General features: G+C 47.6%; 17 protein-coding genes. 6 read left to right on the forward strand and 11 right to left on the reverse strand.

Annotated elements, in window-relative coordinates; all coding sequences use genetic code 11:
- Nucleotides 1-167: 167 nt before the first annotated feature.
- Nucleotides 168-1,871 (reverse strand): F-box/WD repeat-containing protein, encoded by a 1,704-nt coding sequence (locus ACOMG9_RS25070; RefSeq protein ID WP_448215006.1) that lies wholly within the window; start codon nt 1,869-1,871, stop codon nt 168-170.
- A gap of 330 nt (nt 1,872-2,201) precedes the next feature.
- Here ACOMG9_RS25070 and ACOMG9_RS25075 point away from each other — a divergent pair, with 330 nt between their 5' ends.
- Nucleotides 2,202-2,456, forward strand: coding sequence for a type II toxin-antitoxin system RelE family toxin (locus ACOMG9_RS25075; RefSeq protein WP_422135939.1), 255 nt, complete (start codon nt 2,202-2,204; stop codon nt 2,454-2,456).
- The gene (locus tag ACOMG9_RS25080; RefSeq protein WP_448215005.1) at nt 2,440-2,766 is read left to right on the forward strand and encodes a helix-turn-helix domain-containing protein; all 327 of its coding nucleotides are present in this window, start codon (nt 2,440-2,442) and stop codon (nt 2,764-2,766) included. The genes ACOMG9_RS25075 and ACOMG9_RS25080 overlap by 17 nt, the downstream gene beginning before the upstream one ends.
- A gap of 132 nt (nt 2,767-2,898) precedes the next feature.
- Here ACOMG9_RS25080 and ACOMG9_RS25085 read toward each other — a convergent pair whose 3' ends face one another.
- From ACOMG9_RS25085 to ACOMG9_RS25110, 6 genes are all read right to left on the reverse strand, one after another.
- The gene (locus ACOMG9_RS25085; RefSeq protein ID WP_494529578.1) at nt 2,899-4,602 is read right to left on the reverse strand and encodes an F-box/WD repeat-containing protein; all 1,704 of its coding nucleotides are present in this window, start codon (nt 4,600-4,602) and stop codon (nt 2,899-2,901) included.
- 161 nt (nt 4,603-4,763) lie between these two features.
- Nucleotides 4,764-6,461 carry an F-box/WD repeat-containing protein gene (locus ACOMG9_RS25090; protein WP_448215001.1) on the reverse strand — a complete coding sequence of 566 codons (1,698 nt, stop codon included), beginning with the start codon at nt 6,459-6,461 and terminating at the stop codon, nt 4,764-4,766.
- Nucleotides 6,462-6,655: 194 nt separating this feature from the next.
- The gene (locus ACOMG9_RS25095; protein WP_448215000.1) at nt 6,656-8,326 is read right to left on the reverse strand and encodes an F-box/WD repeat-containing protein; all 1,671 of its coding nucleotides are present in this window, start codon (nt 8,324-8,326) and stop codon (nt 6,656-6,658) included.
- 192 nt (nt 8,327-8,518) lie between these two features.
- Nucleotides 8,519-10,186 carry an F-box/WD repeat-containing protein gene (locus ACOMG9_RS25100; protein ID WP_448214999.1) on the reverse strand — a complete coding sequence of 556 codons (1,668 nt, stop codon included), beginning with the start codon at nt 10,184-10,186 and terminating at the stop codon, nt 8,519-8,521.
- A gap of 174 nt (nt 10,187-10,360) precedes the next feature.
- Entirely contained in the window at nt 10,361-12,067 is a 1,707-nt protein-coding gene (locus ACOMG9_RS25105) for an F-box/WD repeat-containing protein (RefSeq protein ID WP_448214998.1), read from the reverse strand.
- A 109-nt stretch (nt 12,068-12,176) separates the two neighbouring features.
- Entirely contained in the window at nt 12,177-13,868 is a 1,692-nt protein-coding gene (locus ACOMG9_RS25110) for an F-box/WD repeat-containing protein (protein ID WP_494529579.1), read from the reverse strand.
- Between the two features lie 334 nt (nt 13,869-14,202).
- Here ACOMG9_RS25110 and ACOMG9_RS25115 point away from each other — a divergent pair, with 334 nt between their 5' ends.
- Nucleotides 14,203-14,649, forward strand: a complete 447-nt coding sequence (locus ACOMG9_RS25115) for a phage adaptor protein (RefSeq protein WP_494529580.1) — start codon at nt 14,203-14,205, stop codon at nt 14,647-14,649.
- Between the two features lie 91 nt (nt 14,650-14,740).
- Here ACOMG9_RS25115 and ACOMG9_RS25120 read toward each other — a convergent pair whose 3' ends face one another.
- The 4 genes from ACOMG9_RS25120 to ACOMG9_RS25135 form a co-directional block, all read right to left on the reverse strand.
- Nucleotides 14,741-14,926: a hypothetical protein gene (locus ACOMG9_RS25120; RefSeq protein WP_448214994.1), complete on the reverse strand. Its 186-nt coding sequence runs from the start codon at nt 14,924-14,926 to the stop codon at nt 14,741-14,743.
- 77 nt (nt 14,927-15,003) lie between these two features.
- Nucleotides 15,004-16,263, reverse strand: coding sequence for a WD40 repeat domain-containing protein (locus tag ACOMG9_RS25125; RefSeq protein WP_494529581.1), 1,260 nt, complete (start codon nt 16,261-16,263; stop codon nt 15,004-15,006).
- A 228-nt stretch (nt 16,264-16,491) separates the two neighbouring features.
- Entirely contained in the window at nt 16,492-16,713 is a 222-nt protein-coding gene (locus ACOMG9_RS25130) for a hypothetical protein (RefSeq protein ID WP_494529582.1), read from the reverse strand.
- A gap of 309 nt (nt 16,714-17,022) precedes the next feature.
- Nucleotides 17,023-18,231 (reverse strand): WD40 repeat domain-containing protein, encoded by a 1,209-nt coding sequence (locus ACOMG9_RS25135; protein WP_494529583.1) that lies wholly within the window; start codon nt 18,229-18,231, stop codon nt 17,023-17,025.
- A 144-nt stretch (nt 18,232-18,375) separates the two neighbouring features.
- Here ACOMG9_RS25135 and tnpA point away from each other — a divergent pair, with 144 nt between their 5' ends.
- The 3 genes from tnpA to tnpC are packed head-to-tail and all read left to right on the forward strand — an operon-like array spanning nt 18,376 to nt 20,798.
- A complete protein-coding gene (gene tnpA / locus ACOMG9_RS25140; protein WP_448215653.1) occupies nt 18,376-18,702 on the forward strand; it encodes an IS66 family insertion sequence element accessory protein TnpA in 327 nt (108 codons plus the stop codon).
- On the forward strand, nt 18,699-19,067 hold the full coding sequence (gene tnpB, locus ACOMG9_RS25145; RefSeq protein ID WP_448215654.1) for an IS66 family insertion sequence element accessory protein TnpB: 369 nt from the start codon (nt 18,699-18,701) through the stop codon (nt 19,065-19,067). Before tnpA ends, tnpB begins: the two co-directional genes overlap by 4 nt.
- Nucleotides 19,068-19,103: 36 nt before the next feature.
- On the forward strand, nt 19,104-20,798 hold the full coding sequence (gene tnpC, locus ACOMG9_RS25150) for an IS66 family transposase (protein WP_494529122.1): 1,695 nt from the start codon (nt 19,104-19,106) through the stop codon (nt 20,796-20,798).
- Nucleotides 20,799-21,121: the final 323 nt, after the last annotated feature.

Consider the following 21,121-nt stretch of genomic DNA (forward strand, 5'->3'; position numbering starts at 1 on the left):
CTTCAAAACGCCAAAGTGAGTATTTATCCTTTTTGTATTAAAAAGACATTCAAAATGGATTCAACAGGTTGGACTCGGTTTCAGGATGAAAGTTCACAATATTGAGGTCAGTGAAGCCAGGAAAAAACAGAGCCCTGGTCCGGGAAATTTTTTTTCAAGGTCATAGATCAAAAGAGGATGCATTCAGCCTGAGACAGGAGGTGGGTTACGCACATTCGATCATCATCGGCCTTCGATAGTTCAGTGATTCTCGCACTTGGATCAAAACTGACGGTCACCACATGTCGGTCATCGGGACTGAAGTTGGCTGAGATGACTCCTTTATCGTGTCGGATGATGGCTTTTTTCAGCCATGACCCATCGGTCTGCAGACCAAAAACTTTCGCCGTACCATCCCTACTGGCGGTTACCATATGACAACCATCGGCACTGAGGGTGGCTGAGTGGACGCTGTTCTTATGGCTAATGCAGGCTTTTTCTTGCCATGATCCATCGGCCTGAAGACTACTGATTTTTGCCGTGTTATCTCTACTGGTGGTCACCACATGAAGGCAATCGGCAGTGAAGGTGGCTGAGGTGATCTCGTTATTGTGGGTGATGCAGCCTTTTTCCTGCCATGATGAATCAGCCCTCTGGCTGTGGATTTTCGCCTTGTGATCCCAACCGGTGGTCACCACATGGCAGCTATCGGCGCTGAAGGTGGCCAAGTTGATTATATCATCATGGGAAATCGTGGCTGCTTTTTTCCATGATCCATCGGCCTGCAGGTTAAAGATAATTGCCTTGTGATTTATATCTTTGGTTAACAGGTGGCAGCTATCGGCGCTGATATTGACAATTACGATCGGGTTTTCTTCAATGGTGGCTTTTTCCACCCATGATCCAGAGGCCTCCTTGCCGTAGATTGAAACAACGAATTCTGTATCCTGGATCACCAGAAGACTCTCATTGGCGCTGAGCCTGGCCGATTCGATTGGACTGGTATGGCAAATGGTTTCCTCTAATTCCCATGATCCATTGTCTCCCTGAGCAAAGATTTTCACCGTGTGATCTCGACCGACAATCACCAAACGGCAGCCATCAGCAGTGAAGGTGGCTGATCTGACATTAATAACATCTGGAATGGTGGCTTTTGCTTGCCAGGATCCATTGTCCGCCTGACTGTAGATAGTGAATGCCCTTTCATAACCGGCGGCTAACACATGACGGCCATCAGAGCTAAAGCAGGCCGACCTGACAGGACCATTATGGGTAATAGTGTTTTTTTCTTCCCAGGTTCCATCATTCTCCTGGCCATAGATTTTCAACTCATGATCCCAACTGGCGGTCACCACACGGCGGCTGTCGGCGCTGAAGGTGGCTGTCCTGATATAGTCAGCATGGGGAATTTCGGTTTTTTCTACCAGCTTGAATTTTTTACATTGAGACATCAGTTTACTGTTGGTGAAAAGGAGCTGAGCAGGAAAGTAAGTACTTTCTCGTTGTTTTAAAAGTGACTCGACAGTGTCCTCATCCGCAAACGGCGCCAGCCAGTCACGAAGTTGTTGCTCATCTTTTCTCGTTATCATGGCCTTAAGTTGATATTGGTGTCGTGGAGGAAACCGCCGAAACCAGGCTCTTTCCAGAGCTTTATCGTTTTCAACAAGATCGCGAAGATGCCTGCATACCTTTGCTAAACGGGTAATCTCGCGAAAACCCAAATAGCGAATAATCATCGATTTTGTTTCGAAGGGTAAACAGAGCAATGGCGATTGATTTTGCATGTATACACTAACCTCCCTGCCTGCACTGAAAACCGTTGATGCTTCCTCAAGTTGAGGTTGTCCATGAGTTGGCGAGTCAATACCCGAATTGCTGTTAACAGGGCTCATGCCTGGCTCCTTCAAAACTCCAAAGTTGGTATTTATCTTTGTATGAAAAAGACATTCAAAATGGATTCGACTCGGTTTTATGCTGAAAGTTCACAATATTGAGGTCAGTGAAACCAGCAAAAAGAGAGCCCTGATCCGTGAAAATTTTTTAAGGTCGTGGGTCAAAAGCAAAAGAGGAGACAACCAGCCTCAGGCAGGTGTTAATCACCTGATGGTACCAGCGTTTGCATGTTCGCTTAGTTCAGGCATAAAAAAACCGCCATTCCGTGGGGCAGAAAAAATGGTGGTTGTTAGACTGTAATTCTAATAAATTAACTTATAATATAAGTCATGAATACTATAAGCTGGTCCAACAAAGCCCGTAAGCAACTTCTTAAACTGCCTAATAAAGAAGCCAAAAAAATACATGAAGAAGTGTTAGCTCTTGAGTGCTTTCCGGCTTGTCAGAACATAAAGAAACTGACGAACCATGAGTACGAATATCGTTTACGAGTGGGACCTTTCAGAGTCTTTTTCAACTTCGACGGTGCTGTTCGTATCGTCACCATAGAAGAGGTTAAACGTAGAAATGAACATACCTACTGACGTCCAGATCATTACTCATTCCGGTAAACCGGCTTTTGCAGTCGTTCCTTATGACCAATGGCTGCAGCTCACTGGTCAGGCCACTGAAGCCTATTTCCCCCATGAAGTGGTGGGGTTCCAGCTACAGGGTTTGAGCCTGATTACTGCATGGCGCAAGTATAAAAAACTGACCCAGACACAACTGGCTGACCGGCTCGGTATCAGCCAGTCGGCTATGGCCCAAATTGAGAACACGGAATCGCCAACCGAACGAACCCTGTCCCGTGTGGCGCAAGCTCTGGGTATCACTGTTAAGCAGCTGGAAGACTGAATGCACGAAAAGGACATTCAAAATGGATTCAACAGGTTGGACTCGGTTTTATGCTGAAAGTTCACAATATTGAGATCAGTGAAACCAGGAAAAACAGAGCCCTGATCCGGGAAAATTTTTCAAGGTCATGGGTCAAAAGAGGAGACAGCTAACCTCAGGCAGGCGTTGGGTCAGGCTCATTCGATCATCATCGTCCTTCCGCAGCTCAGTGATTATCGCAGTGTGATCAACACCGAGGGTCATCACATATCGGTCATCGGGACTGAAGTCGGCTGAGTTGACTGCTTCCTTGTGTCGGATGGTGGCCTTTTCCAGCCATGCCCCATCGGTCTGCAGACCAAAAACTTTTGCCGTACCATCTGCACTGGCGGTCACCACAAGACGACCATCGGCACTGAAGGTGGCTGAGAGGATTCTGTTCTTATGGGTAATGCTGGCTTGTTTTCGCCATGATCCATCGGCCTGCAGGCCACTGATTTTTGCCGTGTTATCTTTACTGATGGTCACCACATGAAGGCAATCGGCACTGAAGGTGGCTGAGTGGACTTCGTCCTTGTGGGTAATGCAGGCTTTTTCTTGCCATGATGAATCGGTTCTCCGGCTGTAGATTTTCGCCTTGTAATCCCAACTGGCGGTCACCACATGGCAGCTATCGGCGCTGAAGGTGGCTGTGGCGAGTGTATAATCATGGGAAATCGTGGCCGCTTTTTTCCATGATCCATCGGCCTGCAGGTTAAAGATATTTGCCTTGTAACCGGAATCTTTGGTTAACAGATGACAGTTATCGGCGCTGATATCGGCAATTGCGATATGGGTGCCTTGAAGGGTGGCTTTCTCCACCCATTTTCCAGCGGCCCCCCTACCATAGATTGTAATAACGAAATGTGTATCGTGGATCGCCAGAAGACTCTCATCGACGCTGAACATGGCCGATTCGATCGGAGTGGTATGGTAAATGGTGTCCTCTAATTCCCATGATCCATTGTCTCCCTGGCCAAAGATTTTCACCGTGTGATCTGTGCCGGCGGTCACTAAACGAAGCCCATCAGCAGTGAATGTGACTGAACTGATATTACGAACATTGGGAATGGTGGCTTTTGCTTCCCAGGATCCATTGTCTGCCTGACTGTAGATAGTGACTGTGTTTTCATAACCGGTGGCTGACACATGACGGCCATCAGAGCTAAAGCTGGCCGACATGACTGCACCATTATGGCTAATAGTGTTTTTTTCTTCCCAGGTTCCACCATTCTCCTGGCCATAGATTTTCAAATTATTATCCCAACTGGTGGTCACTACACGGCGGCTGTCGGCGCTGAAGGTGGCTGTGTTGATAACTTCAGAATGGGGAATTCTGGCTTTTTCTGCCAGCTTGAATTTTTTACATTGAGACGTCAGTTTACTGTTGGTGAAAAGGAGCTGAGCAGGAAAGTAAGTACTTTCTCGTTGTTTTAAAAGTGACTCGACAGTGTCTTTATCCGCAAACGGCGCCAACCAGTCACGGAGTTGTTGCTCATCTTTTTTCGTTATCATGGCCTTTAGTTGATATTGGTGTTGTGAAGGAAACCGCCGAAACCAGGCTCTTTCCAGAGCTTTATCGTTTTCAACAAGATCGCGAAGATGTCTGCATACCTTTGCTAAACGGGTAAACTCGCGAAAACCCAAATAGCGAATAATCATCGACTTTGTTTCGTGGGGTAAACAGAGGAATGGCGATTGATTTTGGTTGTATATACTAACCTCCCTGCCTGCACTGAAAGCTGTTGATGCTTCCTCAAGTTGAGGTTGTCCATGTGTTGGCGAGTCAATACCCGAATTGCTGTTAACAGGGCTCATGCCTTACTCCTTCAAAACTCCAAAGGTGGTATTTATCCTTGTATGAAAAAGACATTCAAAATGCATTTGACTCAGTTTTAGGATGAAAGTTCACACTATTGAGGTCAGTGAAACCAGGAAAAACAGAGCCCTGATCCGGGAAAATTTTTCAAGGTCACGGATCAAAAGAGGAGACAACTAACCTCAGGCAGTTGCCGGGTTGTGCTCATTCGATCATCATCGTCCTTGCGCAGCTCAGTGATTCTCGCAATGCAATCAACACCGAGGGTCATCACATATCGATCATCGGGACTGAATTCGGCTAAGGTGATTCGTCTCTCGTGTCGGATGGTGGCTTTTTCCAGCCATGACCCATCGGCCTCCTGGCCATAAATTTTCGCCGTACCATCCACACTGGTGGTCATTACATGACAACCATCTGCACTGAAGGTGGCTGAGGAGACGCTGTTTTTATGGCTAATGTTGGCTTCTTCTCGCCATGATCCATTGGCCCGCAGGCCATGGATTTTTGCCGTCTTATCAACACTGGTGGTCACCACATGGAGGCAATCGGCACTGAAGGTGGCTGAGAAGAGTTGGTCATTGTGGGTAATGCAGGCTTTTTCTTGCCATGATGAACCGGCTCTCCGGCTATAGATTTTCGCCTTGTAATACTTACTGGCGGTTACCACGTGGCAGCTATCGGCGCTGAAGGTGGCTGAGATGGGTTCATAATCATGAGAAATCGTGGCCGCTTTTTTCCATGATCCATCGGCCTGCAGGTTAAAAATATTTATCTCGAAACCTGTTCTGGTTAACAGGTGGCAGTTATCGGCGCTGATATCTTTAATTGCGTTCTGGGTGCCTTGAAGGGTGGCTTTTTCCACCCATGATCCAGCGGCCCCCTTGCCGTAGATTGTAACAACGGAATTTATATCGCGGGTCGCCAGAAGACTCTCATCGGCACTGAACCTGGCCGAAATGACCGGACTGGTATGGTAAATAATGTCCTTTAATTCCCATGATCCATCGTCCCCCTGACCAAAGAATTTCACCGTGTGATCCGGGCCGAAAGTCATCAAACGTCGGCCATCAGCAATGAAGGTGAATGATCTGACATTGAGAACATGGGGAATGCTGGCTGTTGCTTCCCAGGATCCATTGTCCGCCTGACTGTAGATAGTGACCGTCGCATCATAACCGGCGGCTAAAATATGACGGCCATCAGAGCTAAAGCAGGCCAACACGACTGCACCATTGTGGGTAATAGTGTTTTTTTCTTCCCAGGTTCCATCATTCTCCTGGCCATAGATTTTCAACTTATGATCCTCACTGGCGGCCACCACACGGCGGCCGACGCCACTGAAGGTGTCTTCGCTGATGCCAGCATGGGGAATTTTGGCTTTTTCTACCAGCTTGAATTTTTTACATTGAGACATCAGTTTACTCTGGGTGAAAAGGAGCTGAGCAGGAAAGTAAGTACTTTCTCGTTGTTTTAAAAGTGACTCGACAGTGTCCTTATCTGCAAACGGCGCCAACCATTCACGAAGTTGTTGCTCATCTTTTTCCGTCATCATGGCCTTTAGTTGATATTGGTGTCGTGGAGGAAACCGGCGAAACCAGGCTCTTTCCAGAGCTTTATCGTTTTCAACAAGATCGCGAAGATGCCTGCATACCTTGGCTAAACGGGTAATCTCGCGAAAACCCAAATAGCGAATAATCATCGATTTTGTTTCGTAGGGTAAACAGAGCAATGGCGATTGATTTTGGATGTATACACTGACCTCTCTGCCTGCACTGACAACCGTTGATGCTTCCTCAAGTTGAGGTTGCCCAAGTGTTGGCGAGTCAATACCCGAATTGCTGTTAACAGGGCTCATGCCTGGCTCCTTCAAAACGCCAAAGTTGGTATTTATCTTTGTATGAAAAAGACATTCAAAATGAATTCGACTCAGTTTTATGCTGAAAGTTCACAATATTGAGATCAGTGAAACCAGGAAAAACAGAGCCCTGATCCGGGAAAATTTTTCAAGGTCACGGATCAAAAGAGGAGACAACTAACCTCAGGCAGACGTTAGGTTACACTCATTCGTTCATCATCGTCCTTCCACAGTTCAGTGATTCTCGCACTGTAATCAAAACTGACGGTCAGCACGTATCGATCATCGGGACTTAAATTGGCTGAGGTGACTCCTTTTGCGTGCTGGATGGTGGCTTTTTCCAGCCATGACCCATCGGCCTGCAGACCACAAAATTTCGCCGTACCATCCGCACTGGCGGTTAACACATGACAACCATCGGCGCTGAAGCAGGCTGAGATGACATTGCGCTTATAGGTAATGCTGGCTTCTTCCTGCCATGATCCATCGGCCTGAAGACCACTGATTTTTGCCGTATTATCGTGACTGGTGGTCACCACATGGAGGCAATCGGCACTGAAGGTGGCTGAGCTGACGTTTCTAGCGTGGGATATACAGGCTTTTTCCTGCCATGATGAATCGGCCCTACGGCTATAGATTTTCGCCTTGTGATCCCAACTGGCGGTCACCACATGGCAGCTATCGGCGCTGAAGGTGGCTGTGATGATCAAATTATCATGATAAATTGAGGCTGCTTTTTTCCATGATCCATCGGCCTGCAGGTTAAAGATATTTGCCTTGTGACCTGGACTGAAGGTTAACAGATGGCAGCTATCGGCGCTGAAATTGGCGATTCTGGTCTGGGGGCCTTGAAGGGTGGCTTTTTCCACCCATGATCCAGCGGTCCCCTTGCCATAGATTGTAACAACGAGATGTATATCGTGGATCGCCAGAAGACTCTCATCGTCGTTGAACCTGGCCGAATCGATCGCACTGGTATGGTAAATAGTCTCCTCTAATTCCCATGATCCGTTGTCTCTCTTAACAAAGAATTTCACCGTCTGATCTGGACCGCCAGTCACCAAGCGGCGGCCATCAGCGGTGAAGGTGGCTGAACTGGCATTAAGTACATGGGGAATGGTGGCTTTTGCTTCCCATGATCCATTGTCTGCCTGACCATAGATAGTGAATGTATTATCATAACCGGTAGCCAATACATGACGGCCATCAGAGCTAAAGCTGGCCGACTTGGCTGGACGATCATGGATAATAGTGTTTATTTCTTCCCAGGTTCCACCATTCTTTTGGCCATAGATTTTCAACTTATGATCCAAACTGGCGGTCACCACGCGGAGGCTGTCGGCGCTGAAGGTGGCTGTGTTGAGAGCGTATGCAAGGGGGATTTTGGCTTTTTCTACCAGCTTGAATTTTTTACATTGAGACATCAGTTTACTGTTGGTGAAAAGGAGTTGAGCAGGAAAGTAAGTACTTTCTCGTTGTTTTAAAAGTGACTCGACAGTGTCCTCATCCGCAAACGGCGCCAACCAGTCACGGAGTTGTTGCTCATCTTTTTTCGTTATCATGGCCTTTAGTTGATATTGGTGTTGTGAAGGAAACCGCCGAAACCAGGCTCTTTCCAGAGCTTTATCGTTTTCAACAAGATCGCGAAGATGTCTGCATACCTTTGCTAAACGGGTAATCTCGCGAAAATCCAAATAGCGAATAATCATCGACTTTGTTTCGTGGGGTAAACAGAGGAATGGCGATTGATTTTGGTTGTATATACTAACCTCCCTGCCTGCACTGAAAGCTGTTGATGCTTCCTCAAGTTGAGGTTGTCCATGTGTTGGCGAGTCAATACCCGAATTGCTGTTAACAGGGCTCATGCCTTACTCCTTCAAAACTCCAAAGGTGGTATTTATCCTTGTATGAAAAAGACATTCAAAATGCATTTGACTCAGTTTTAGGATGAAAGTTCACACTATTGAGGTCAGTGAAACCAGGAAAAACAGAGCCCTGATCCGGGAAAATTTTTCAAGGTCATGGGTCAAAAGAGGAGACCACTAATCAGGCAGGCGTCAGGTTACACTCATTCGATCATCATCGTCCTTCCACAGCTCAGTGATTCCCGCACTGTGATCATAACTGATGGTCACCACATGTCGGTCATCGGGACTGAAGTCGGCTGAGATGACTCCGTTTTCGTGCCGGATGCTGGCTTTTTCCAGCCATGACCCATCGGTCTGCAGACCAAAAACTTTCGCCGTACCATCCAAACTGGCGGTAACCACAATACGAGCATCTGCACTGAAGGTGGCCGAGAGGACGACGTGCTCATGGCTAATGGTGGCTTCTTCTTGCCATGATCCATTGGCCTGCAGGCCATTGATTTTTGCCGTGTTATCACAACTGGTGGTCACCACATGGAGGCAATCGGCACTGAAGTTGGCTGAGGAGAGCTCGTTATTGTGAGTAATGCAGGCTTTTTCTTGCCATGATGAATCAGCACTCTGGCTATAGATTTTCGCCTTGTAATCCCGACTGGCGGTGACCACATGGCAGCTATTGGCGCTGAAGGTGGCTGATGTGACTGTATGATCATGAGAAATCGTGGCTGCTTTTTTCCATGATCCATCGGCCTGCAGGTTAAAAATATTTATCTCGAAACCTGTTCTGGTTAACAGGTGGCAGTTATCGGCGCTGATATCTTTAATTGCTTCCTGGGTGCCTTGAAGGGTGGCTTTTTCCAGCCATGATCCGGCGGCCCCCTTGCCGTAGATTGTAACAACGGAATTTATATCGCGGATCGCCAGAAGACTCTCATCGGCACTGAACCTGGCCGAAATGACCGGACTGGTATGGTAAATAATGTCCTTTAATTCCCATGATCCATCGTCCCCCTGACCGAAGAATTTCACCGTGTGATCTGGACCGGCAGTCACTAAACGAAGCCCATCAGCAGTGAAGGTGGCTGAACTGATATTACGAACATTGGGAATGCTGGCTGTTGCTTCCCAGGATCCATTGTCCGCCTGACTGTAGATAGTGACTGTCTTATCATAACTGATGGCTAACACATGAAGGCCATCAGAGCTAAAGCTGGCCGAACTCACTGCACGATTATGGCTAATAGTGCTTTTTTCTTCCCAGGTTCCACCATTCTCCTGGCCATAGATTTTCAAATTATTATCCCAACTGGTGGTCACTACACGGCGGCTGTCGGCGCTGAAGGTGGCTGTGATGATAACGTCAGCATGGGGAATTTTGGCTTTTTCTGCCAGCTTGAATTTTTTACATTGAGACATCAGTTTACTGTTGGTGAAAAGGAGCTGAGCAGGAAAGTAAGTACTTTCTCGTTGTTTTAAAAGTGGCTCGACAGTGTCCTTATCTGCAAACGGCGCCAACCAGTCGCGGAGTTGTTGCTCATCTTTTCTCGTTATCATGGCCTTTAGTTGATATTGGTGTCGTGAAGGAAACCGCCGAAACCAGGCTCTTTCCAGAGCTTTATCGTTTTCAACAAGGTCGCGAAGATGTCTGCATACCTTGGCTAAACGGGTAATCTCGCGAAAACCCAAATAGCGAATAATCATCGACTTTGTTTCGTAGGGTAAACAGAGGAATGGGGATTGATTTTGGTGGTATACACTAACTTCCCTGCCTGCACTGACAACTGTTGATGCTTCCTCAAATTGAGGTTGTCCAGGTGTCGGCGAGTCAATGCCCGAATTGCTGTTAACAGGGCCCATTTCTGGCTCCTTCAAAACTACAAAGTGAGTATTTATCTTTTTTGTATGAAAAAGACATTCAAAATGAATTCAACGACTTAGACTCAGTTTTAGGATGAAAGTTCACAATATTCAGGTCAGTGAAACCAGGAGAAAACAGAGCCCTGATCCGGGAAATTTTTTCAAGGTCACGGATTAAAAGAGGCGACAACTAACCTCAGGCAGGCGTTGGGTCGGGCGATCATCATCGTCCTTCCACAGTTCAGTGATTCTCGCACTGTTATCATTACTGATGGTCACCACATATCGGTCATCGGGACTGAAGTCGGCTGAGAGGACTCCCTTCTCGTGTCGGATGGTGGCTTTTTCCAGCCATGCCCCTTCAGTCTGCAGACCAAAAACTTTCGCCGTACCATCTGCACTGGCGGTCACCACAAGACGACCATCGGCACTGAAGGTGGCTGAGAGGATTCTGTTCTTATGGGTAATGCTGGCTTGTTTTCGCCATGATCCATCGGCCTGCAGGCCACTAATTTTTGCCGTATTATCCTCACTGATGGTCACCACATGAAGGGAATCGGCACTGAAGGTGGCTGAGATGACTTTGTCCTTGTGGGTAATGCAGGCTTTTTCTTGCCATGATGAATCGGCTATCCGGCTATAGATTTTCGGCTTGTAATCCCAACTGGCGGTCACCACATGGCAGCTATCGGCGCTGAAGGTGGCTCTGGCGAGCATATAATCACGGGGAATCGTGGCCGCTTTTTTCCATGATCCATCGGTCTGCAGGTTAAAGATATTTGCCTTGTCACCTGAACCTTTGGTTAACAGGTGACAGTTATCGGCGCTGATATCGGCAATTGCGATATGGGTGCCTTGAAGGGTGGCTTTCTCCACCCATTTTCCAGCGGACCCCTTGCCATAGATTGTAACAACGAAATGTCTATCGTGGATCGCCAGAAGACTCTCATCGGCGCTGAACCTGGCCGATTCGATCGGAGTGGTATGGTCAATGGTGTCCTCTATTTCCCATGATCCATTGTTTCCCTGGCCAAAGATTTTTACCGTGTGATCTGTACCGGCAGTCACCAAACGGCGACCATCAGCAGTGAAGGTGACTGATTTGGCAGTGGGAACATGGGGAATGGTGGCTTTTGCTTCCCAGGATCCATTGTCGGCCTGACTGTAGATAATGAATGTCTTATCATAACCGGTGGCTAACACATGACGGCCGTCAGAGCTAAAGCTGGCCGAACTGACTGAACCATCATGGGTAATAGTGTTTATTTCTTTCCAGGTTCCACCATTCTCCTGGCCGTAGATTTTCAACTTATGATCCGCACTGGCGGTCATCACACGGCGGCTGTCGGCGCTGAAGGTGGCTGTGGTGACATAAGAAGCATGGGGAATTTCGGCTTTTTCTGCCAGCTTGAACTTTTTACATTGAGACATCAGTTTACTTTTGGTGAAAAGGAGCTGAACAGGAAAGTAAGTACTTTCTCGTTGTTTGAAAAGTGACTCGACAATGTCCTTATCCGCAAACGGTGCCAGCCAGCCACGGAGTTGTTGCTCATCTTTTCTCTTTATCGTGGCCTCTAGTTGATATTGGTGTTGAGAAGGAAACCGGCGATACCAGGCTCTTTCCAGAGCTCTATCGTTTTCAACAAGATCGCGAAGATGCCTGCATACCTTTGCTAAACGGGTAATTTCGCGAAAACCCAAACAGCGAATAATCATCGACTTTGTTTCGTTGGGTAAACAGAGGAAAGGCGATTGATTTTGGTGATATACATTAACGTCTCTGCCTGCACAGACACCCGTTGCCGCTTCCTCCAGTCGAGGTTGCTTGGGTGCTGGCGGGAGTGAATCGTCATTGCCGGAATTGTTGTTCAAAGGGTTCATGTCTGACTCCTCCTGAGTTCAAAAGTCAGTGCTTATCCTTGTCTGGAAAAAACACCTAAAGTTGACTTGGTCTGTTAGAGTCGGTTTTTTAATGGAAGTTCAAATGAGGTCAGTGGAAATAAGAAAAAGAAGCGCCCTGATCCGGGAAAAATAGCTCAGTGATTTTCGCTGCGTACTTGGTGACGGTTACCACATGTCGGCTATCGGCACTGAAAGTGGCCCAGTGGACTGCACCTTCATCCTCGTGTTGGAGGGTGGCTTTTTCCAGCCATGATCCGTCGGCCTCCTGGCCACAAATTTTCGCTGTACCATCTGCACTGGCAGTGACCATATGACAACCATCGGCACTGAAAGTGGCTGAGATGACACACTCCTTATGGATAATGCTGTCTTCTTCTTGCCATGATCCATCGGCCTGCAGGCCACTGATTTTTGCCGTGTTGTCATCACCGGCGGTCACCACATGGAGGCAATCGCTGCTGAAGTTGGCTGAGTTGATCCCTCCGTTGTGGGAAATGCAGGCTTTTTGTTGCCATGATGCAGCGGCCTTCTGGCCATAGATTTTCGCCTTGCCATCCATACTGGCAGTGACCACATGACGGCAATTGGCGCTGAAGGTGGCTGAGCCGATCACGTCACTATGATGAATCACCTTTATTTCTTGCCATGATCCATCGGCCTGCAGGCCACAGATTCTCGCCGTGCAGTCAAAACTGGCGGTTACCAGATGGCAGCTATCGGCGCTGAAGTTGGCTGAGCTGATTGCTTTCTTATGTTGAAAAGTGGCTTTTTCCAACCATGATCCAGCGACCCCCTGAGCGTAGATTTTTACAGCATAATCTTCATCGCAGATCACCAGATGATGGCCATTGGTGCTGAGCATGGCCGAACAGACCGGACTACTATGGTCAATAATGCCCTCCGGTTGCCATGATCCATCGTCCCCCTGACCAAAGATTTTCACCGTATGACCCAAACTGGCAGTCACCACACGGCGACCATCAGCACTGAAGCTGACTGAACTGACATGATCAATATGGTGAATAATGGCTTTTTCTTCCCATGATCCATCATCCTTCAGACCACAGATTTTCGCTGTGCCATCGTGACAGGCAGTGACCAGATAACGGCCATCGGGGCTGAAGCTGACTGACAAGACCATACGATTATGGGTAATAGTGGCTTTTTCTTCCCATAATCCATTGGCCTCCAGGCGGTAGATTTTTGCTGTGTTATCAAAACTGGCGGTTGCCAGGAAGTGGCCATCGGGACTGAAAGTGGCTTCGGAGACAAGATCAGCATGAGTAATCCTGATTTTTTCCACTAACCTGAATTTTTTACATAGAGACATCAATTGACTGTTGGTGAAAAGTAACTCAACAGGGAAATGAATATTCTTTCGGTGTTCAATGAGCGACTCGGTAGTGTCCTTATTAGCAAAAGGCGCCAACCAATCACGGAGTTGTTGCTTATCTTTTCTCTTAATTGCGGCCTTTAGCTGATAGAGGTGAGGTGAAGGAAACCGGCGATTCCATGCTTTTCCCAACGCGTTATTTTCTTTGACAAAATCGCGAAAATATCGGCATACCTTCGCTAAACGGGTAATCTCGCGAAAACCCAAATAGCGAATAATCATCGATTTTGTTTCGTAGGGTAAACAAAGCAATGGCGATTGGTTTTGGTAATATACATTAATGTCTCTGCCGACACAGACACTCGTTGCTGTTTCCTCCAGTCTAGGTCGCTTGGGTTCTGGCGGGAGTAAATCGTCATGGCCGGAATTGTTGTTCAAAGGGTTCATGTCTGGCCCCTCCTGAGTTCAAAAGTCAGTACTTACCCTTGCCTTAAAAAGACATCTAAAGTTGATTTGATCTGTTAGAGTCGGTTTTGTAATGGAAGTTCAAAATATTGGGGTCAGTGAAACCAGGAAAAAACAGAGCCCTGATCCGTGAAATTTTTTCAAGGTCATGGATCAAGCAAGTGAACAAAGACTTGTTCCCTTGCGACAAGGACGGCAACCGGCTTTAGCTCAGCTGGCCGTGGTGCAGAACCGCCCTGATACCTATTCGCAGGTGACTAATTTTAACTGTCAGGCCAAGTCAAGGCAGAGTGTACCCATTGAAGCCTAACGGTTAATGGATATCATCGACAACGAAAATGTCGGCAGATTGGTCACTAAAACTACCCGTGAGTCACTGGATTCATTAATAGCCAACTGGTCTGTCACCACCGGAACGGATGTGGAACGGTTTATCTACGACGAGAAAAGCCTCGGCGTGTTTTACGTCTACCCAGTGCCAGCGGCCAATCACATCATCAATATTATGATCAACCGAACACCGGTTCCGGTCACCATTACCGACTTTGGAAACGATCCTACCGACATGGAACTGGATACCGTCTGGCTGAACCCGGTAATCAATTACTTGATGTTCCGTGCCTACATTACGGACGGAGAAACGGAAGAAAATCTGATGCAGGCACAAAGCTATCTGAAAATGTTCGCTAATGACCTGCAAATGAAATGGAATGTGGACCTGATTTTCAGGCAGCAGCTTCAGGGGGATGTGGTTCAGGGTTAATGCTTTTTGTTTTCATGCTTGATCCAGATAATGACCGGTATGGCAATAATGACCACAAAAAGGGTCATGAGCAGATACATATCGCTGGGTGTCATAACTTTTCTCCTGTTACAAAGCCAACATAAACAAAGAAAATAATCAGCGCAGCACCGAACAGTTCTATTTCCCAAAACAGGTCACTTTCTGATACCAAAGGACCCAGGATACACAGAGCTAAGGGCACCTTGACCAGATCAAACCACATCTTAGACAAACAATCACGCTGATTTTTATTCAATGATTTCACCTTTCCATTTCTTGAAAGGACATCATAGACTATGGAACTGGACTACCTGCCGCGCATACGCCCCTACATCAAAAGAGGAGACAACTAACCTCAGGCTGAGGTTGGATCAGGCCCATTGGATCATCATCGTCCTTGCATAGTTCAGTGATTTTTGCTGCGTAAAGAGTAACCGTCACCACAAGTCGGCTATCGGCGCTGAAAGCGGCTGACTTGACCTGACTTTCGTGTTGAATGGTGGCTTTTTCCTGCCATGACCCGTCGGCCTCCTGGCCACATATTTTCGCTGTACCATCCAGGCTGGTAGTTACCATATGACAGCCATCGGCACTGAAGGTAGCTGAGGTGACGCTGTTCTGATGGATAATGATGATGGCCTCTTCTTGCCATGATCCATCAGCCTGCAGGGTACTGATTTTTACCGTGTTATCCTTGCTGCTGGTCACCAGATGGCGGCAATCGGCACTGAAGTTGGCTGAGGTGATCTCTCCGGTGTGGGAAATGCAGGCTTTTTCTTGCCATGATGAATCGGCCGTCTTGCTGTGGATTTTCGCCTTGTCGCCCCGACTGGCGGCCACCAGATGGCAGCTATCGGCGCTGAAGGTGGCTGAGACCCGATGATTATGATAAATCGTGGCTGCTGTTTTCCATGATCCATCGGCCTGCAGGCCACTGATTTTTGCCGTACTGTCCCTACTGACGGTCACAACATGGAGGCTATTGGCGCTGAAGTTGGCGGATTTGATTCCGGAACTGTGCTGAATGCTGGCTTTTTCTACCCATGATCCAGCGGGCCCCCGAGCATAGATTTTTACAGAGTAATCTTGACTGCAGAGCGCCAGATGATGGCCATTGGAGCTGATTACGGTCGAAGAGACCGTACTACCACGTTCAATAGTACTCTCTAATGCCCATGATCCATCGTCCCCCTGAATAAAGATTTTCGTCCTGTAAGCACTGGCAGTCACCACACGGCGGCCATCAGCACTGAAGGTGGCTGAATAGGCCGGACCAATATGGGAAAGGATGGCTTTCTCTTTCCATGATCCATCATCCTCCTGACCATATATTTTCGCCTGGCCATCGCAACCGGCGGTCACCAAATGACGACCATTGGGACTGAAGCGGGCTGAGTAGAGGTAATCACTGTGGGAAATGATGCCTTTTGGTTCCCATGATCCATCGGTCTTCTGGCCGAAGATTTTCGCCCTTTTATCCCCACCGACGGTGACCAGATGGCAACCATCGGCGCTGAAGGTGGCTGTTTTGACATAGAAGGAATGAGTAATTTCGGCTTTTTCCGCTAACTTGAATTTTTTACATTCAGACATCAGTTTACTGTTGCTGAAAAGTAACTGAACAGGAAAATAAGAACTCTTTCTTTGTTTTATGAGTGACTCGATAGTTTCTGAATTTGCAAACGTCTGCAACCAATCACGGAGCTGTTGCTCGTCTTTTGTCTTAATTGCGGCCTTTAGTTGATAAAGATGTGGTGAAGGAAACCGGCGATCCCATGCACTTTCCAGAGCTCTGTTTTGTTTAACAAAATCGCGAAAATATCAGCATACCTTGGCTAAACGGGTAATCTCTCGAAAATCCAGACATCGAATAATCTTTAACTGTGTTAATTCGGGCAAAGCTAAAATCGGAGAGTTATTGTTGTGATATAGAGTAACGTCCCTACCTGCACTGACGCTCGTTGGTGCTTCCTCCAGTTGATGCTGCACAGGTGTTGGCGGGAGTGATTCGTGTATCCCGGAATGGCTGTTAATTGGGTTCATCTCTGATTGCTCCGTAGCTCCAAAGTCGGTCTTTATTCTCGCCTGGAAAGGTTATTTAAAAAGCATTCAATCTGTTGGAGTCGGTTTTATAGTGGAAGTTCAAAAAAGATTGAGGTCAGTGGAACTAAATAAGTACCTAACCAGTTGGTTTCGCATATTCTTGACGGCGGCTTTTTCCACCCTTCTGCGTTCCAACTCTGGTTGCGTAGCTATGGCTACGCGCCCGTCGTTGCGCCTTGAAGGATGAAAAAATCCACTCGCCAGAATATGCGAAACCAACTGGCCAGGTACTTAGCAATCATTCGATCATCAATTCTTCTTGCGAAGTTCAGTGATCCTCACCGTGTTATCTTTACAGACGGTCATCACATTTCGGCTGTCGGGGCTGAAACTGGCTGCGGTGAGTTCTGTCTCTTTTTGAATGACGGTTTTTTTCAGCCATGACCCGTTGGTCTCAAGACCATAAATTTTCACTACACCATCGACACTGGCGGTCAACACATGGCAAGCATCGGCACTGAAGGTGGCTGAGACGACCTCATCCTGATGGACAATGCGTGCTTTTGGTACCCATGATCCATCGGTCTGCAGGCTGCTGATTTTCGCTATGGCATCACTGGTGGTCACCACATGTCGACAATCGGCACTGAAGTTTGCTGAGGTGACCTTCCCAGAGTGTTCAATGCAGGCTTTTTCTTCCCATGATCCAGCATTCTGGCTATGGATTTTCGCCATACCATCTTTACAGGCGGTCACCACATGGCGGCAGTCGGCGCTGAAGTTGGCTGATTCGATCAACTCATCATGTTCTATCCTGTCCATTTCTTTCCATGATCTATCAGCCTGCAGGTTATAGATTATTGTCGCGTGATTACGATGAGTGCTGAGGACCAGATGGCAGCTATCGGCGCTGAAGTTGGCCAGGAAGACAGGGTCCTTTAGTTGAATGGTGGATGTTACTACCCATATTCCCGCAGCCAACTGGCCATGAATTTCTACATCGTAATCCTTTGTACCAAGCATTATCATGTGACGGCCATCGGGGCTGAGCTTGGCCGAAGTGATCCAATCTCTATGAAAAGTGTCCTCTACTTCCCATGACCCATTATCCCTTCGACCAATGATTTTCACTGTCTCATAGAAAATGTTGACCACCACACGGCGGCTATTAGCACTGAAGGTGGCTGAAATGATGGGATCCTTATGGGAAATACAGGCCTTTTCTTCCCAGAATCGATGGTCCTCCAGACCGTAGATTTTTGTTGTACCATCGTAACAGGTAGTGGCCAGATAGCGGCCATTGGGGCTGAAGCTAGCTGATAAGACCAAACCATCATGGGTAATGGTGGCTTTTTCTTGCCATGATCCATTGGCCTCCCGGCGGTAGATTTTCGCTGTGTGATCGCCACTGGCGGTTGCCAGATGCTGGCCATCGGGGCTGAAACTGCCTTCATAGACTTTCTCACCATGGGTGATTTCGAGCGTTTCCACTAACTCAAATTCTCTGCACAGAGACATTAGTTGACTGTTGGTGAAAAGTAACTGAGCAGGGAAATGAATATTCTTTCGGTGTTCAATGAGCGTAAACGCCAAATAAACCCACGCCCTTCAGAATCAAAACCCCATTTGAAATGATTAGCCTCCCGATATAAGGAGGCCAATATGTCAAAGAAATTACCCGCAGACAGTGAATGGCTAGAGCGTGTTCAGTCGTGGCGGGATTCAGGTTTGACTCAGAGTGCGTGGTGCCAACAGCATGGTATAAGGGTATCCAAATTCGGATACTGGAAGCGTAAACTCGACACAACCCCCAGCGTAAAACCGACCCCGAACAACTCTGGCTTTGTCCAGGTAACACCCCAACCAGAACCTGGTGCGCCTTCTCGGATAACACCACTCTCCATCACCCTACCCAGTGGTGTAACAGTGTCCGGTATTGATGAAAGTAACCTGTCGCTTTGTGAGCAACTGGTGAGGGATATGCTATGAACACCCCGGTTATGCGACCGTCAGAGGTATTACCAAAGGTGTTTCTCTACCGGGAGCCGATTGACTTTCGCAAGTCATTTCGTGGGCTTGCTGTGTTGGTTGAACAAGAGCTGGGGCACAACCCCTTTGACGGCTATTTATATGCGTTTACCAACCGGCAGCGTAATAAAATCAAGTGCCTGTTCTGGGAAGATAATGGTTTTGTGCTTTATTACAAGAGCCTGTCTGAGGACAAATTCCACTGGCCCAAACCGGACGAAGAGCTGGTTACATTAACCGGGAAACAATTAAACTGGCTGCTGGACGGCTACAATCTCAATGCCATGCAACCCCATAAAAAAAGGCATTATGAGAGCTGTTTTTAGTCCTGTTTTTCAGGGTTTTATGGTAAAATAGCGACCATGAAATCGACCGCCGACACTCTGATTTTTCAGCCGAAATCCGCACTGGATTTGCCCTTTCATCAGGCTGAGACTAACCCTGAAATGGTCGCCTTGTTTGAGGCGATCCATTCGCAGGAAAGTGTCATTCTTGAAAAAGAAAATGCCCTTCTTGAAAAAGAAAATGCCCTTCTTGAAAAAGACGACATTATTCAAAAGAAGTCAGAGGTCATCGATTCTCAAAAAAAACGCATTGCGCAACTGGAAGAGTACCTGAGGCTCTCCCGATCCCGCCTGTACGGAAGAAGCACTGAAAAAAACAACAGCCAGGTCGACATTTTCAACGAGGTGGAGCTGGAAGGCTGCACCGGAGAGCAAGACGAAGCTGAAGGTCAGCCAGAGCAAGAGCCTCCAAAACCACGCAAAAAGAAAACAGGGCGCAAGTCATTTTCAGAGTCTCTGCCCAGAGTGCAGGAACGCTCTGAACTCAGTGAAGAAGAAAAAGCCGGAGCCATTGATACCTTCTTTGTCAAAGTCCGTGAAGAGCTTGATATCGTTCCGACCAAGGTTCAGGTGAAAGAAATTCTGCAAGAGAAAGCAGTCTTTCCAGAAGTCGATGAGCATGGACAGGAGAAGCGGGTCATTAAAGTTGCAGAGCTGCCAAAACACCCACTGCCCAAATCTTCACTCTCTGTTTGCACACTGGCCTGGATCATTGTCTCCAAGTACTGCGACGCACTGCCTTTGTACAGGCAAGAGAATATCCTCAAGCGATACGGTGGCTCTGTCACCCGGACGACGATGGCCAACTCTTTGATTCGGCTGTCTACAGAACTGCGGCCACTCATCAATTTGATGAGAGATCATCAAAAGACCGGTTCGGTGATCCATGCTGACGAAACCCGAATTCAGGTGATCAAGGAAACCAGCAAGTCCATCAACTCTGACAAATATATGTGGGTCAGCCTTGGTGGGCCACCCGGACAAACATCGGTGGTGTTTGAATACGATCCCTCAAGAGGCAAGGAGGTTCCCCTGCGTCTGTTCGAAGGGTTCAGCGGTTACCTGCAAACTGACGGGTATGCCAGTTACGACGCTGTATGCAAACAAGAAGGCATCACCCAGGCGGGTTGCTTCGACCACGTTCGCAGGAAATTTCTGGATGCCAGGAAGGGCGAAGCCAAACCGGGCAAAAAGGTGAAAAACACCCGCGTTAGCAAGGCGAATGTCGCTTTAGGCAAAATCGGTAAGCTTTACGCCATTGAGAAAGAAATAGGAGATCTTCCTCCATCAGAAAAAGCCATCCTGCGTCAGCAAAAGAGTAAGCCACTACTGGACGACTTTCATGTATGGCTGGAGAAAAACATAACCAGGCTAGACCCGGGCAGCCTGTCGCACCAAGCCATGAGCTATGCATTGAACCAATGGCCAAAACTGGTCGTTTACTGTGACAACGGCCACCTGGATATCAGTAATGCCGCAGCGGAAAACACCATCCGCCCCTTCGCTATTGGCCGCAAGAACTGGATGTTTGCAGACACGCCAAAAGGGGCGCAAGCCAGTGCCCTTTTATACAGCCTGATTGAAAGCGCAAAGGTGAATGGTCTGGAGCCTTTCAATTACCTGAACCATATTTTAAAAGAGCTGCCTTACGCCGATACCGTTGAGAAACTGGAACAGCTTCTCCCCTGGAATGTTAAGACAGGCAAAGAATAAGAAATCTTGGGGGCGGCAGCCAGTACGCTGGTTTATTTGGCGCTTACCAATGAGCGACTCGATGGTGCCCTTATTAGCAAAAGGCGCCAACCAATCACGGAGCTGTTGCTCATCTTTTGTCTTAATGACAGCCTTTAGTTGATCTAGATGTGGTGAAGGAAACCGGCGATTCCATGCTCTTCCCAAAGCGTTACTTTGTTTAACAAGATTGCGAAAATATCGGCACTTAGGGTAGACATTAAGCTCAAAAAAGCTTCATTTCCAGCGGCAGAACTCACCTTGAACAGCCAAAATAAAGCTTCGCGAAAAGTATCAAGGCTGAA

It is taken from the genome of Endozoicomonas sp. PH6C (assembly GCF_059322965.1).

Excerpts from the sequence above, each read along its gene's own strand:
- ACOMG9_RS25070 (WP_448215006.1), bottom strand. The coding sequence starts at position 1,871 with ATGAGCCCTGTTAACAGCAATTCGGGTATTGACTCGCCAACTCATGGA.
- ACOMG9_RS25075 (WP_422135939.1), top strand. The coding sequence starts at position 2,202 with ATGAATACTATAAGCTGGTCCAACAAAGCCCGTAAGCAACTTCTTAAA.
- ACOMG9_RS25080 (WP_448215005.1), top strand. The coding sequence starts at position 2,440 with ATGAACATACCTACTGACGTCCAGATCATTACTCATTCCGGTAAACCG.
- ACOMG9_RS25085 (WP_494529578.1), bottom strand. The coding sequence starts at position 4,602 with ATGAGCCCTGTTAACAGCAATTCGGGTATTGACTCGCCAACACATGGA.
- ACOMG9_RS25090 (WP_448215001.1), bottom strand. The coding sequence starts at position 6,461 with ATGAGCCCTGTTAACAGCAATTCGGGTATTGACTCGCCAACACTTGGG.
- ACOMG9_RS25095 (WP_448215000.1), bottom strand. The coding sequence starts at position 8,326 with ATGAGCCCTGTTAACAGCAATTCGGGTATTGACTCGCCAACACATGGA.
- ACOMG9_RS25100 (WP_448214999.1), bottom strand. The coding sequence starts at position 10,186 with ATGGGCCCTGTTAACAGCAATTCGGGCATTGACTCGCCGACACCTGGA.
- ACOMG9_RS25105 (WP_448214998.1), bottom strand. The coding sequence starts at position 12,067 with ATGAACCCTTTGAACAACAATTCCGGCAATGACGATTCACTCCCGCCA.
- ACOMG9_RS25110 (WP_494529579.1), bottom strand. The coding sequence starts at position 13,868 with ATGAACCCTTTGAACAACAATTCCGGCCATGACGATTTACTCCCGCCA.
- ACOMG9_RS25115 (WP_494529580.1), top strand. The coding sequence starts at position 14,203 with ATGGATATCATCGACAACGAAAATGTCGGCAGATTGGTCACTAAAACT.
- ACOMG9_RS25125 (WP_494529581.1), bottom strand. The coding sequence starts at position 16,263 with ATGTCTGAATGTAAAAAATTCAAGTTAGCGGAAAAAGCCGAAATTACT.
- ACOMG9_RS25130 (WP_494529582.1), bottom strand. The coding sequence starts at position 16,713 with ATGAACCCAATTAACAGCCATTCCGGGATACACGAATCACTCCCGCCA.
- ACOMG9_RS25135 (WP_494529583.1), bottom strand. The coding sequence starts at position 18,231 with ATGTCTCTGTGCAGAGAATTTGAGTTAGTGGAAACGCTCGAAATCACC.
- tnpA (WP_448215653.1), top strand. The coding sequence starts at position 18,376 with ATGTCAAAGAAATTACCCGCAGACAGTGAATGGCTAGAGCGTGTTCAG.
- tnpB (WP_448215654.1), top strand. The coding sequence starts at position 18,699 with ATGAACACCCCGGTTATGCGACCGTCAGAGGTATTACCAAAGGTGTTT.
- tnpC (WP_494529122.1), top strand. The coding sequence starts at position 19,104 with ATGAAATCGACCGCCGACACTCTGATTTTTCAGCCGAAATCCGCACTG.